The following is a 12,547-nucleotide window of genomic DNA, read 5'->3' as shown; positions in this document are numbered from 1 at the left end:
TGGGTGGGGGGGCGCGGGGCTAACTATTTGTTCTTTAGGGTGTGGGTGTGGTCCCGAATGGTGTGTGCCCCCCACCGGGGGGGGGCGGCGGGGGGGGGGGGGGGCGGGGGCCGCCCCGCGCTTTCGCATGCCAGAGGGGTTGACAAGAGGGGTTGACGTCACAGGGGACCCCCCTTCCGGTGTCGAAAAGCAGTAGGTCATAATTGCTTGTGAATGTGAACGCGTTCACAAGCGTGTCCCGATTGCGCCCGCGTTGGGTGTGACAGACGCGCTCAAACCGCCGCTGACCACGGCGGTGTGGCGATGTGAGGAGAGTGAAGACGTGGACCTGGCTCTGGCGCCGGAGACGCTGGCGCGATGGCAGTTCGGCATCACGACCGTCTACCACTTCCTGTTCGTCCCGCTGACGATCTCGCTGGCCGCCCTCACGGCCGGACTGCAGACCGCCTGGGTCCGCACGGAGAAGGAGAAGTACCTCAGGGCGACCAAGTTCTGGGGCAAGCTCTTCCTGATCAACATCGCGATGGGTGTCGTCACCGGCATCGTGCAGGAGTTCCAGTTCGGCATGAACTGGTCCGACTACTCTCGCTTCGTCGGCGATGTCTTCGGTGCCCCGCTCGCCTTCGAGGCGCTGATCGCCTTCTTCTTCGAGTCCACCTTCATCGGCCTGTGGATCTTCGGCTGGGACAAGCTGCCCAAGAAGATCCACCTGGCCTGCATCTGGATGGTCTCGATCGGCACCCTGCTGTCGGCGTACTTCATCCTCGCGGCCAACTCCTGGATGCAGCACCCCGTCGGCTACCGGATCAACGAGGAGAAGGGCCGCGCCGAACTCACCGACTTCTGGCAGGTCCTCACCCAGAACACCACCCTCAACCAGGTCTTCCACAGCTTCTCGGCGGCCTTCCTCACGGGCGGCGCCTTCATGGTGGGCATCGCCGCCTTCCACCTGATGCGCAAGAAGCACATCCCGGTGATGCGGACCTCGCTCCGGCTCGGCCTGGTGACCCTGGCGGTCGGCGGCATCCTCACCGCGGTCAGCGGCGACACCCTCGGCAAGGTCATGTACGAGCAGCAGCCGATGAAGATGGCCGCCGCCGAGGCCCTGTGGGACGGCGAGCAGCCGGCACCCTTCTCGGTGTTCGCCTACGGGGACGTCGACAAGGGACACAACAAGGTCGCCCTGGAGATCCCCGGCCTGCTCTCCTTCCTCGCCCACAGCGACTTCGAGTCCTACGTGCCCGGCATCAACGACACCAACAAGGCCCTCCAGGAGCAGTTCGGGCCCGGTGACTACAAGCCCATCGTCCCCGTCGCCTACTGGGGCTTCCGGTGGATGATCGGCTTCGGCATGGCGTCCTTCTCCCTCGGCTTGCTGGGCCTGTGGCTGACGCGGAAGCGGTTCCTGCTGCCACCGGCCCTGCGCACCGGGGAGGACGAGGTCCCGCACCTGGTGCTGCTGAAGAAGCCGCTCGGGGCGAGGCTCTCCCGGATGTACTGGCTGCTGGCGCTGTGGACGATGGCGTTCCCGCTGATCGCCAACTCCTGGGGCTGGATCTTCACGGAAATGGGCCGGCAGCCATGGGTGGTCTACGGCGTGATGCAGACCCGGGACGCGGTCTCCCCCGGCGTCTCCACGGCCGAGGTCATCATCTCGATGTCCGTCTTCACCCTGCTGTACGCCGTCCTGGCCGTCATCGAGGTCAAGCTCCTGGCGAAGTACGTGAAGGCCGGGCCGCCCGAGCTGACCGAGGCCGACCTCAATCCGCCCACGAAGATCGGCGGCGATCTCCGTGACGCCGACAAGCCGATGGCCTTCTCGTACTAGGCCGAGGGAGCTGCACAGTCATGGAACTGCACGACGTCTGGTTCGTTCTGATCGCCGTCCTGTGGACCGGCTACTTCTTCCTGGAGGGCTTCGACTTCGGGGTCGGTGTGCTCACCAAGCTGCTCGCCCGGAACCGGGCCGAGAAGCGGGTACTGATCAACACCATCGGCCCCGTGTGGGACGGCAACGAGGTGTGGCTGCTCACCGCCGGCGGTGCCACCTTCGCCGCCTTCCCCGAGTGGTACGCCACGCTCTTCTCCGGGTTCTACCTCCCCCTGCTGGTCATCCTGGTCTGCCTGATCGTCCGCGGGGTCGCCTTCGAATACCGCGTGAAGCGGCCCGAGGAGAACTGGCAGCGCAACTGGGAGACGGCGATCTTCTGGACCTCGCTGATCCCCGCGTTCCTGTGGGGCGTGGCCTTCGGCAACATCGTCCACGGCGTGGAGATCGACCGGGACCTGGAGTACGTCGGCTCGGTCTGGGACCTGCTCAACCCGTACGCCCTCCTCGGCGGCCTGGTGACGCTGACGCTGTTCACCTTCCACGGCACGGTGTTCACCGCGCTCAAGACCGTCGGTGAGATCCGTGAGCGGGCGAGGGCCCTGGCGCTGCGGGTCGGTCTGGTCACGGCCGTGCTGGCCCTCGCCTTCCTGCTCTGGACGCAGGCCGACAGCGGGGACGCCAAGAGCCTGGTCGCCCTCGTGGTGGCCGTCGCGGCACTGGTCGCCGCCCTGATGGCAAATCAGGCCGGACGTGAGGGCTGGTCGTTCGCCCTGTCCGGCGTCACCATCGTGGCCGCCGTGGCGATGCTCTTCCTGACGCTCTTCCCGAACGTCATGCCGTCGACGCTGAACGCGGACTGGAGCCTCACCGTCACCAACGCATCGTCCAGCGCCTACACGCTGAAGATCATGACCTGGCTGGCCGTGATCGCCACCCCGGTCGTCCTGCTCTACCAGGGCTGGACGTACTGGGTGTTCCGCAAGCGCATCGGCACCCAGCACCTCGCCGACGCCGCGCACTGAGTCCAACGAGGGGCGGTTTCCCAGCGTTTCACGTGAAACACCGTGAAACCGCACCCCGAGGGCAGGAAGGCCTGTTTCACGTGAAACCCATCGATCCACGTCTTCTGCGGTACGCCCGCGCCACCAGGCTCTTCCTGGCGGCGGTCGTCGCCCTGGGTGCCGTCGGGGCCGGACTGCTCGTCGCCCAGGCCATGCTCATCGCCGAGGTGGTGGTCGGCGCCTTCCAGCAGGGCGCGACGGCCGCCGGACTCCGCACCCCGCTGCTGCTGTTGGTGGCCGTCGCCTGCGGCCGGGCGCTGGTCGGCTGGCTCACCGAACTGGCAGCGCACCGCGCGAGCGCGGCGGTCAAGTCGGAGCTGCGGGGCCGACTGCTGGAACGGGCCACCGCGCTCGGCCCCGGCTGGCTGGGCGGACAGCGGACCGGCTCCCTGGTCGCCCTGGCCACCCGGGGCGTCGACGCCCTCGACGACTACTTCTCGCGCTACCTTCCGCAACTGGGCCTCGCGGTGGTCGTGCCCGTGGCGGTGCTGGCCCGCATCGTGACCGAGGACTGGGTCTCGGCGGCCATCATCGTCGGCACCCTCCCCCTCATCCCGGTCTTCATGATGCTGATCGGCTGGGCCACCCAGTCCCGGATGGACCGCCAGTGGCGGCTGCTGTCGCGGCTGTCGGGACACTTCCTGGACGTGGTCGCGGGGCTGCCCACGCTGAAGGTCTTCGGCCGGGCCAGGGCGCAGGCCGAGTCGATCAAGCGCATCACCGGCGAGTACCGCCAGGCGACCATGCGGACCCTGCGGATCGCCTTCCTGTCGTCCTTCGCGCTGGAACTGCTCGCCACGCTGTCCGTCGCGCTCGTCGCCGTCACCATCGGCATGCGCCTGGTCCACGGGGACATGGCGTTGTACGACGGCCTGGTCGTGCTCGTCCTCGCGCCGGAGGCCTATCTGCCGCTGCGGCAGGTGGGGGCGCAGTACCACGCGGCGGCCGAGGGTCTCGCCGCCGCCGAGGACATCTTCTCGGTGCTGGAGCGTCCGGTACCGGAGTCGGGGACCGGCCCGGTTCCGGCGGACGGTGCGCTGCGTTTCGAGGGCGTGACGGTCCGCTATCCCGGACGTGCCGCGGCGGCCGTCACGGATGTGGACTTCACCGTCGAGCCCGGGGAGACGGTCGCGCTCGTCGGTCCCAGCGGGGCGGGCAAGTCGACGCTCCTGAACGCCCTGCTCGGCTTCGTTCCCCCGACCGGGGGGCGGGTCCGGGTCGGGGGAGCCGACCTCGCCTCGCTCGATGTCGCGCAGTGGCACGCCCGCGTCGCCTGGGTGCCCCAGCACCCGCACCTGTACGCCGGCACCATCGCGGAGAACGTACGGCTGGCCCGGCCCGACGCCGACGACACCGTCGTACGCCGGGCCCTGCGGGACGCGGGCGCCCTGGAGTTCGTGGACGCGCTGCCCGAGGGCACGGCGACCGTCCTCGGGGAGGACGGGACCGGCCTGTCCGCGGGACAGCGGCAGCGGCTGGCGCTGGCCCGGGCGTTTCTCGCGGACCGGCCGGTGCTGCTGCTCGACGAGCCGACGGCGGCCCTGGACGGGGCCACCGAGGCGGAGGTCGTGGACGCCGTCCGCAGGCTGGCGCAGGGGCGTACGGTCCTGCTGGTGGTGCACCGTCCGGCGCTGCTGGAGGTCGCCGACCGGGTGGTGCGGCTGGACGCGCCGGCGGGCTTCGCCGGGGCCGGGCACACCAGCGGGCCGCCAGTAGCCGCGCAGGACGGCCCGCGCACCGCCGCTCCGGGTTCCTTCGACGAACCGGCCACCGCGTCCACCTCGCCCGCCGAGCCCGCCGAGTCCGCCGCGAAGGCGCGGGGAGGCGTGCTGTCCCGGGTCCGCGCCATGTCCGGCGCCCGGCGCGGACGGCTCGGCCTCGCGCTGCTGCTCAGCAGTCTGGCGCTGGGCAGCGCCGTCGGCCTGATGGCGACCTCCGGGTACCTCATCTCCCGGGCCTCCGAGCAGCCGCCGGTGCTGTACCTGATGGTGGCCGTGACGGCGACGCGGGCCTTCGGCATCGGGCGGGCCGTGTTCCGCTACGCGGAGCGGCTGGTGTCGCACGACGCCGTGCTGCGGATGCTGGCCGACACGCGGGTCGCCGTGTACCGGCGGCTGGAGCGGCTGGCCCCGGCCGGGCTGCGGCACAGCCGCCGGGGCGACCTGCTGTCCCGGCTCGTCGCCGACGTCGACGCCTTGCAGGACTACTGGCTGCGCTGGCTGCTGCCCGCAGGCAGTGCGCTGGTCGTCTCCGCCGCCTCGGTCGGGTTCACGGCCTGGCTGCTGCCGGAGGCGGGCGTCGTGCTCGCGGTCGGCCTGCTCGCGGCCGGTGTCGGTGTTCCGCTGCTCACCGCGGCCGTTGCACGGCGCGCGGAGCGCAGGCTGGCCCCCGCCAGGGGTGTGCTCGCCACCCGCGTGACGGAGCTGCTCACCGGTACCGCCGAGCTGACCGTCGCCGGTGCCCTGCCCGGTCGCGCCGCCGGGGCCCGGCGGGCCGACGGCACCCTCACCCGGATCGCCTCGCGCGCCGCCACGGCCACCGCGCTGGGCGACGGGCTCACCGCGCTGGTCTCCGGCCTGACCGTCGCGGGCGCCGCCCTCGTCGGGGCCCAGGCGGTCGCCGACGGCCGACTCGCCGGCGTGGCCATGGCCGTCGTCGTCCTGACCCCGCTGGCCGCCTTCGAGGCCGTCCTCGGACTGCCGCTCGCCGTGCAGTACCGCCAGCGCGTGCGCAGGAGCGCCGAGCGCGTGTACGAGGTGCTCGACGCCCCGGAGCCGGTGCGGGAGCCGGAGGTGCCCGGGCAGGCGCCCGCCTCGCCGTTCCCGGTGGTCATCGAGGGGCTGGCCGCGCGTCACCCCGGGCAGGACAGGGACGCGCTGGCGGGGGTGGACCTGACCCTGGCGCAGGGGCGCCGCGTCGCCGTGGTCGGACCGTCCGGGTCCGGCAAGACGACCCTCGCCCAGGTGCTGCTGCGCTTCCTCGACCCGGCGGCGGGCTCCTACACGCTGGCCGGTGCCGACGCCTGCGCCCTGGCGGGCGACGACGTACGGCGGCTCGTCGGGCTGTGCGCCCAGGACGCGCACCTCTTCGACAGCTCGGTCCGCGAGAACCTGCTGCTGGCCAGGAAGGACGCCACCGAGGCCGAGCTGCGCGACGCGCTGGCGCGGGCCCGGCTGCTGAAGTGGGCCGACAGCCTCCCCGCCGGTCTCGACACGCTGGTCGGCGAGCACGGGGCCCGGTTGTCCGGCGGTCAGCGCCAGCGGCTCGCCCTGGCCCGGGCGCTGCTCGCCGACTTTCCCGTCCTCGTGCTCGACGAGCCGGCCGAGCACCTCGACCTGCCGACCGCCGACGCGCTCACCGCCGATCTGCTGGCCGCCACCGAGGGCCGTACGAGCCTGCTGATCACGCACCGGCTGGCGGGACTGCGGGCCGTGGACGAGGTGATCGTCCTGGACCGGGGCCGGGTCGTGCAGCGCGGTACGTACGCGGAGCTGGCGGCCGTGCCGGGGCCGCTGCGGGAGATGGCCGGGCGGGAGGCGGCGGCGGAACTGCTGGTGGGAGCGGTGTGACCGGCCGGCCCGGCCTCGGGTCCGCGAAAATTTGCCGCAATACGACTTTCCTGAACAAAAAGGTCTCATTAGGCTCGGGTCATGCCCCCAGCGCCGCCTCCCGGCTCCCCGCCGCCCCGTGCGGAGGCCTCGGCCGAACTACTGGCACGAGTGCCGAAACTGCTGGACGCGATGCGGTCCGTCGGCAGCGGACTGGAGCTGCACGCCGCACTGCGCCGGATCTGCGAGACGGCCGCCGACCTGGCGCACGCCCGGTACGCGGCCATCGGCGTCGTCGACGAGGACGGCGACGGCCTCGCCGATTTCGTGCACCACGGCCTGGACGAGGCGACGGTACGGCGCGTCGGCCACCTCCCGGACGGCCGCAAGGGACTGCTCGGCGCGCTCGTCCGCGATCCCGAGCCGGTCCGGTCGGCCGACCTGACCCGGGACCCGCGCGCGTGCGGCTTTCCCGGGCACCATCCGCCGATGCGCAGTTTCCTGGGTGTCCCCATCCGCGTGCAGGGAGAGATCTTCGGCAACCTCTACCTGACCGACAAGCTCGCGGGCGAGCCCTTCGACGACCACGACCTCGCCATGGTCCGGGTCCTGGCCACGGAGGCCGGTATCGCCATCGGCAACGCGCGACTGCACGAGGCCGCCCAGCAGCGGGAGCGGTGGATCGACGGATCGGTCGCCGTCACCACCGCCCTGCTGTCCGGCGGCGACACCGACGACGCCCTGCAGACCGTCGCCGAGCAGGCCCGCCGCCTCTCCGGGGCGGCCGCCGGGATCGTCCTGCTGCCGGCCGACGGGGGCGGCCTGGAGATCGTGGCCGTCGACGCGCCGCATCCCACGAACGCCCTCGGCGCGGTCATCCCGCCGGAGAACGGCATCGTGGCGGAACTGCTCGCCGGACGGCCCGTGTTCGTGGACGACGCCGCCACCGACCCACGCCTGAACGCCGGGCCGGCGCGCTCCTACGGTCCGATCATGCTGGTGCCGCTGTGCCGGGACGGGAAGGTCCTCGGGGGCCTGGTCATGCCGCGCGCCCGGGGGGAGCGCCCGTTCACCCGGACGGAACGCGCGCTCGGCGACCGGTTCGCCTCGCAGGCCGCGCTGGCGCTCACGATGGCCGAGGCCCAGCGCGACCGGGAACGGCTCGCCGTGTACGAGGACCGGGACCGGATCGCCCGGGACCTGCACGACCTCGTCATCCAACGGCTGTTCGCGACGGGGATGATGCTGGAGAGCGCCCAGCGCAGGTCGGCCGTGCCCGAGGTGCGCGACGGGGTCGGTGGAGCCGTCGACGAACTCGACGTCACCATCCAGGAGATCCGCTCGGCGATCTTCGCGCTCCAGCAGCCGGCCGAGGCGCCCACGGGACTGCGCACCCGCGTACTGCGCGAGATCACCATGGCCGCGGCCCCGCTGGGCTTCACCCCCTCGCACCGCTTCGTCGGCCCGGTGGACACCGCCGTCGGCGACGTGACCGGCAAGAACCTCATCGCCGCGCTGCGCGAAACCCTGTCCAACGCTTTCCGGCACGCCCACGCCGAACGGATCGAGGTGGTCGTGGACGCGACGGCGACCCTGCGGGACGGCCGGCCGGGCGTCCGGCTGACCGTCGCGGACGACGGTGTCGGCGTTCCCGAGGGCGGCCGGCGCAGCGGCCTGCGCAACCTGGAGCGCCGCGCCGAGACCGTGGGCGGTACCAGTCGGCTCGGGCCGGGCATCGGGGCGGGCGGCGGTGGCACGACGGTGCTGTGGGAGGCGCCGTACTGAGCATCGCCGACGCCGTGTTGCCCCGTGTGCAGCAGCCGCGTTGGTCCGTGTGCAGCAACGGGTCCCCCACTCGTACGACGTGAACGAGACCGCGGGCGCCGCGCAGGTCCACGATCGCTGTCATGCGCTCATCCCGCCGACGTCCGCTGCTGGTTCCGGTGCTGCTGTGCGCACTCGCCCTGCTGGCGGCCCGCCCCACCGACGGCATGGACGGGGACGCCGGGCCCGGCGCCGGTCTCGGCCCGCAGGTGGCGCGACTGTACGAGGACGCGGCGAAGGCCACCCGACAGTACGAGGACGGGCGGCGAGAGGCCGAGGCGCAACGGTCGAAGGCCCTGGAGTACGAGCGGCGGCTCGACGGGCAACGGCAGAAGATCGACGCCATGCACGAGGACCTGGGCCGCATCGCCCGCGCCCAGTACCGCGACGGCGGCGGGCTCCCGCTCACCGCGCGGATGCTCCTCGCCGACGACCCCGAGGAGCTGATGCGCGGTCAGCGGGCCGTGGCCCGAGCGAATCTGGCCGTCGACCGGACCATCGGGAAGAACCTGCGGGCCGAGGCCCGGCTAGCCCACGAGGAGGCCGGGGCGCGGGCGGCCTGGCAGGCGCTGGAGAAGCGCAACGCCGACCTGGCGAAGCTGAAGAAGGAGATCGAGAGCAAGCTGGAGGTGGTGCGGTCCCGGCTGGAGGGGCAGGCGGACTCCTCCGTCGCGGCCGGCGCGTGCCCCGGCGCGGTCCGCCTCGACCAGCCGGACGTGCCCTCCGGCCCGGCCTGGGTGGCCCCGGTCGAGGCCTACGAGCTGTCGGCGTCCTTCGGCAGCGGCGGGTCCCGGTGGGCGCACCGGCACACCGGCCAGGACTTCGCGGTGCCGGTCGGGACACCGGTGCGGTCGGTCGGCACGGGCCGGGTCCTCAAGGTGTCCTGCGGCGGGGCCTTCGGCATCCAGGTCGTCGTCGAGCACGCGGGCGGCTACTACACGCAGTACGCCCATCTCGCCGCCGTCGCCGTCGACCAGGGCGACCGGGTCGACGTCGGGCAGTGGATCGGGCAGTCCGGCAGCACCGGCAACTCCACCGGTCCCCACCTGCACTTCGAGGTCCGGGTCACCCCGGAGACGGGCTCGGCACTGGACCCGGTGCCGTGGCTGTCACAGCGCGGGGTGCCGCTGTGACGGCACCGGGCACGGCGCGGGACCTGGCGGCCCGCCGGGGCGGAGAGCCAGGGCAGGTCCGCCGGGGCGGAGAGCCAGGGCAGGTCCGCCGGGGCGGAGAGCCAGGGCAGGTCCGCCGGGGCGGAGGGTCAGGGCAGGTCCGCCAGCATCCGCTCGATCACGACCGCCACCCCGTCGTCGTTGTTGGCGACCGTCCGCCCCGAGGCGGCGGCGATCACGTCCGGGTGCGCGTTGCCCATCGCGTACGACCGGCCCGCCCAGGTGAGCATCTCGACGTCGTTCGGCATGTCGCCGAAGGCCACGACCTCCTCGTGCGAGATGCCGCGCTCGGCGCAGCACAGGGCGAGCGTGCTGGCCTTGGAGACGTCGGGGCCGCTGATCTCCAGCAGGGCGCTGGGGCTGGACCGGGTGACGTTGGCGCGCTCGCCGATGGTGAGGCGGGCCAGCGTGAGGAAGCCGTCGGGGTCGAGCTCCGGATGGAAGGCGAGGATCTTGAGGACGGGCTCGGTGGCGGCGCGCCCGCCCGGCGCCAGGATCTCCTCGGCGGACAGAAGGTCGTCGGGGACCTCGATGTGCAGCTTCGGGTACGCCGGCTCCTGGTGGAAGCCGTACGTCTGCTCGACCGCGAACACCGTGCCGGGCGCCGCCTCCCGCAGCAGCCGCACGGCGTCCAGCGCGTTCTCCTGCGGCAGCTCGCGGACCTTCACGAACCTGTGCCTGCCGGGGCCGCCGTGCAGGTCGACCACGGCGGCCCCGTTTCCGCAGATGGCGAGGCCGTGCCCGTGGACGTGGGCGCTGACGACGTCCATCCAGCGGGCGGGGCGTCCGGTGACGAAGAAGACCTCGATGCCTGCCTTCTCCGCGGCGGCCAGCGCGACGACCGTGCGCGGGGAGACCGACTTGTCGTCGCGCAGCAGGGTGCCGTCGAGGTCGGTGGCGATCAGTCGCGGGCGGGTGGCGGCGGCCGGGGGCTCGGGCTGTCGGGTCGCTGAGGTCACCCGGTCATTGTCACGCATATGCGTGCACGCCCGTGCGCGGCTCCGCACATATGTGAGCTACGGCTCCCCTGCCCGGCTCCCGGGCCCCGCTCGATTCCACGCCCTCATTCCTTCAGCTGGGCCGGTGCCTCCATCGCGATCCGCTCGAAGACCTTCTGGTCCGCGGCGAAGTCCGAGTCCGGGATCGGCCAGTGGACGACCAGCTCGGTGAAGCCCAGGTCGCGGTGGCGTCCGGCGAAGTCCACGAACGCGTCCACGGACTCCAGTGGGCGGCTGCGCTCCGGAGTGAAGCCGGTGAGGAGGACCCGGTCCAGCTCGCCCACCTCGCGGCCGATCGCGGCACAGGCGTCGGCCAGCCGGTCGCCCTGCTGCCGCAGCGCACGGTCCGACTGCTGGGGGGTGCCGTTCTCGAACAGCTTCGGGTCGCCGGTGGTCACCCACGCCTGGCCGTGGCGGGCGGCGAGCGCCAGTCCCCGTGGACCGGTCGCGGCCACCGCGAGGGGCAGCCGGGGCCGCTGTACACACCCCGGGATGTTGCGGGCCTCGTGCGCCGAGTAGAAGTCGCCCTCGTACGACACGGCGTCCTCGGTCAGCAGCCGGTCGAGCAGCGGCAGGAACTCGCCGAACCGGTCCGCCCGCTCGCGCGGCGTCCATGGCTCCTGGCCCAGCGCCGTGGCGTCGAAGCCGGTGCCGCCCGCCCCTATGCCGAGGGTGATCCGCCCGCCGGAGATGTCGTCGAGGGAGATCAGTTCCTTGGCGAGCGTCACCGGGTGCCGGAAATTCGGCGAGGTGACCAGGGTGCCCAGACGCAGCCGCTCGGTGACGGCCGCGGCGGCGGTGAGGGTCGGCACGGCACCGAACCACGGGCCGTCCCGGAAGGTGCGCCAGGAGAGGTGGTCGTAGGTGTAGGCGGTGTGGAAGCCGAGCTGCTCGGCGCGCGTCCACGTCGAACGGCCGCCCTCGTGCCAGCGGCGGTACGGAAGGATCACGGTGCTCAGGCGCAGACTCATGTCTCCGAGCCTAAGCGGCCGTCCCCCGGTTTCACGTGAAACGGCCTCCGTCGTCACCGTACGCGACTGCTCAGCCACGGTGTGAGGAGGAGCATCGACACGTGCTCCTTGTGGGCCCGGTCGCCCGGCAGCGGAACGATCAGGTGGTATCCGGGCGGGAAGCGGCGCCCGTGGACGTGGGCGAGGCCGCCGAAGACGGAGCGCAGGAACGCGGGCACGTCGTCGCGTTCGACATCGGGAAACTCCACGTTCTCGACGGTGAGCAGGGCGTCGCCCTCGTGGAAGAGCCGGACGCTCACCCGGGGAACGCCGCCGAACTCGACGAACGCCTCGTGCGGGAGAGAGCCGTCGCTGTCGGTGGTCACCCCCACCCCGGCGGCGCTGCGGCGGGAGGTCTGGTCGGCGCCGATGTCGTCGGTGACCTCGATCTCCAGCGCGTACTCCTCGGCGATGGCGCGCAGGGCGGTGACGGCGGACTGGGTGGTGGGCAGGTGCTCCATGCCCTCGATCATGCGGGGTCAGTGCGGGGCGGGAAAGCGCAGATAGCGGGACGGCACGTGCTGCGTCAGCCAGACCCCGTTCGCGCTGACGTGGAAGACGTGTCCGTCGCGGTGCATGGCGGCGGCGTCCACCGGGAGGACGACCGGCCGGCCGCGACGGGCCCCGACCCGGGTCGCGGTCTCGCGGTCCGGCGAGAGGTGGACGTCGTGCCGGTTCATCGGCCGCAGGCCCTCGGCCCGAATGGCCTCCAGATGCCGGGCCACGGTCCCGTGGTAGAGGTAGGGCGGCGGGGTGGCCACGGGCAGCCGCAGATCCACGTCGATGCTGTGACCCTGGCTGGCCCGGATGCGGGTGCCCTCCACCGCGAAGCGCCGCTTGTCGTTGGTGGCGACCACCTGGTCGAGCTCTTGGCGGGTGAAGGGGAAGCCGTGCGCCGCCGCCGCGGCGACGAGTGTGTCGATCTCGACCCAGCCGCCCTCGTCGAGCGTGAGTCCGATCCTCTCCGGCTGGTGGCGCAGGTGCTTGGACAGATACTTGGACACCTTCACCGTGCGTTGCTGTTGCATGGCACCAGCCTGCCTAGTGAGACGCGTGTCACGCGATCGATTTTGCCGCAGGCGTTTGATCCACAGTCAAGTCGG

9 protein-coding genes are annotated in these 12,547 nt (G+C 72.3%); 5 read left to right on the top strand and 4 right to left on the bottom strand.

The window, feature by feature from the left end; genetic code table 11:
• Positions 1–322 precede the first annotated feature (322 nt).
• The 5 genes from ACFV9J_RS28185 (at position 323) to ACFV9J_RS28165 (ending at position 9,397) form a co-directional block, all read left to right on the top strand.
• Positions 323–1,828 (top strand): cytochrome ubiquinol oxidase subunit I, encoded by a 1,506-nt coding sequence (locus ACFV9J_RS28185; protein ID WP_385358543.1) that lies wholly within the window; start codon positions 323–325, stop codon positions 1,826–1,828.
• Positions 1,829–1,848: 20 nt separating this feature from the next.
• Positions 1,849–2,853, top strand: coding sequence for a cytochrome d ubiquinol oxidase subunit II (cydB, locus tag ACFV9J_RS28180; RefSeq protein WP_385358541.1), 1,005 nt, complete (start codon positions 1,849–1,851; stop codon positions 2,851–2,853).
• A gap of 80 nt (positions 2,854–2,933) precedes the next feature.
• On the top strand, positions 2,934–6,461 hold the full coding sequence (cydD, locus tag ACFV9J_RS28175; protein ID WP_385358539.1) for a thiol reductant ABC exporter subunit CydD: 3,528 nt from the start codon (positions 2,934–2,936) through the stop codon (positions 6,459–6,461).
• Between the two features lie 81 nt (positions 6,462–6,542).
• Positions 6,543–8,225, top strand: a complete 1,683-nt coding sequence (locus tag ACFV9J_RS28170) for a GAF domain-containing protein (protein WP_385358536.1) — start codon at positions 6,543–6,545, stop codon at positions 8,223–8,225.
• 122 nt (positions 8,226–8,347) lie between these two features.
• Complete coding sequence (locus ACFV9J_RS28165; RefSeq protein WP_385358534.1) at positions 8,348–9,397, top strand: peptidoglycan DD-metalloendopeptidase family protein; 1,050 nt, start codon at positions 8,348–8,350, stop codon at positions 9,395–9,397.
• Positions 9,398–9,525: 128 nt separating this feature from the next.
• Here the strand turns inward: ACFV9J_RS28165 and ACFV9J_RS28160 are convergent, their stop codons facing one another.
• The 4 genes from ACFV9J_RS28160 to ACFV9J_RS28145 form a co-directional block, all read right to left on the bottom strand.
• On the bottom strand, positions 9,526–10,413 hold the full coding sequence (locus ACFV9J_RS28160) for a Cof-type HAD-IIB family hydrolase (RefSeq protein WP_385358532.1): 888 nt from the start codon (positions 10,411–10,413) through the stop codon (positions 9,526–9,528).
• An 86-nt stretch (positions 10,414–10,499) separates the two neighbouring features.
• Positions 10,500–11,405, bottom strand: a complete 906-nt coding sequence (locus tag ACFV9J_RS28155; RefSeq protein ID WP_385358531.1) for an LLM class flavin-dependent oxidoreductase — start codon at positions 11,403–11,405, stop codon at positions 10,500–10,502.
• A gap of 53 nt (positions 11,406–11,458) precedes the next feature.
• Entirely contained in the window at positions 11,459–11,917 is a 459-nt protein-coding gene (locus ACFV9J_RS28150; RefSeq protein ID WP_385358529.1) for a hypothetical protein, read from the bottom strand.
• A gap of 6 nt (positions 11,918–11,923) precedes the next feature.
• Positions 11,924–12,472: an RNA 2'-phosphotransferase gene (locus tag ACFV9J_RS28145; protein WP_385358527.1), complete on the bottom strand. Its 549-nt coding sequence runs from the start codon at positions 12,470–12,472 to the stop codon at positions 11,924–11,926.
• Positions 12,473–12,547: the final 75 nt, after the last annotated feature.

This window comes from Streptomyces sp. NPDC059906 (genome assembly GCF_042730645.1).
In the GTDB taxonomy this organism is placed as follows: Bacteria; Actinomycetota; Actinomycetes; order Streptomycetales; family Streptomycetaceae; genus Streptomyces; species Streptomyces rubrogriseus.
Note: the sequence above shows the minus strand (reverse complement) of the source record. Positions and strands in the feature narration are given on the sequence as shown.

Coding starts and splice junctions, on each gene's coding strand:
- cydB (WP_385358541.1), top strand. CDS start 1,849: ATGGAACTGCACGACGTCTGGTTCGTTCTGATCGCCGTCCTGTGGACC.
- ACFV9J_RS28170 (WP_385358536.1), top strand. CDS start 6,543: ATGCCCCCAGCGCCGCCTCCCGGCTCCCCGCCGCCCCGTGCGGAGGCC.
- ACFV9J_RS28165 (WP_385358534.1), top strand. CDS start 8,348: ATGCGCTCATCCCGCCGACGTCCGCTGCTGGTTCCGGTGCTGCTGTGC.
- ACFV9J_RS28160 (WP_385358532.1), bottom strand. CDS start 10,413: ATGCGTGACAATGACCGGGTGACCTCAGCGACCCGACAGCCCGAGCCC.
- ACFV9J_RS28155 (WP_385358531.1), bottom strand. CDS start 11,405: ATGAGTCTGCGCCTGAGCACCGTGATCCTTCCGTACCGCCGCTGGCAC.
- ACFV9J_RS28150 (WP_385358529.1), bottom strand. CDS start 11,917: ATGATCGAGGGCATGGAGCACCTGCCCACCACCCAGTCCGCCGTCACC.
- ACFV9J_RS28145 (WP_385358527.1), bottom strand. CDS start 12,472: ATGCAACAGCAACGCACGGTGAAGGTGTCCAAGTATCTGTCCAAGCAC.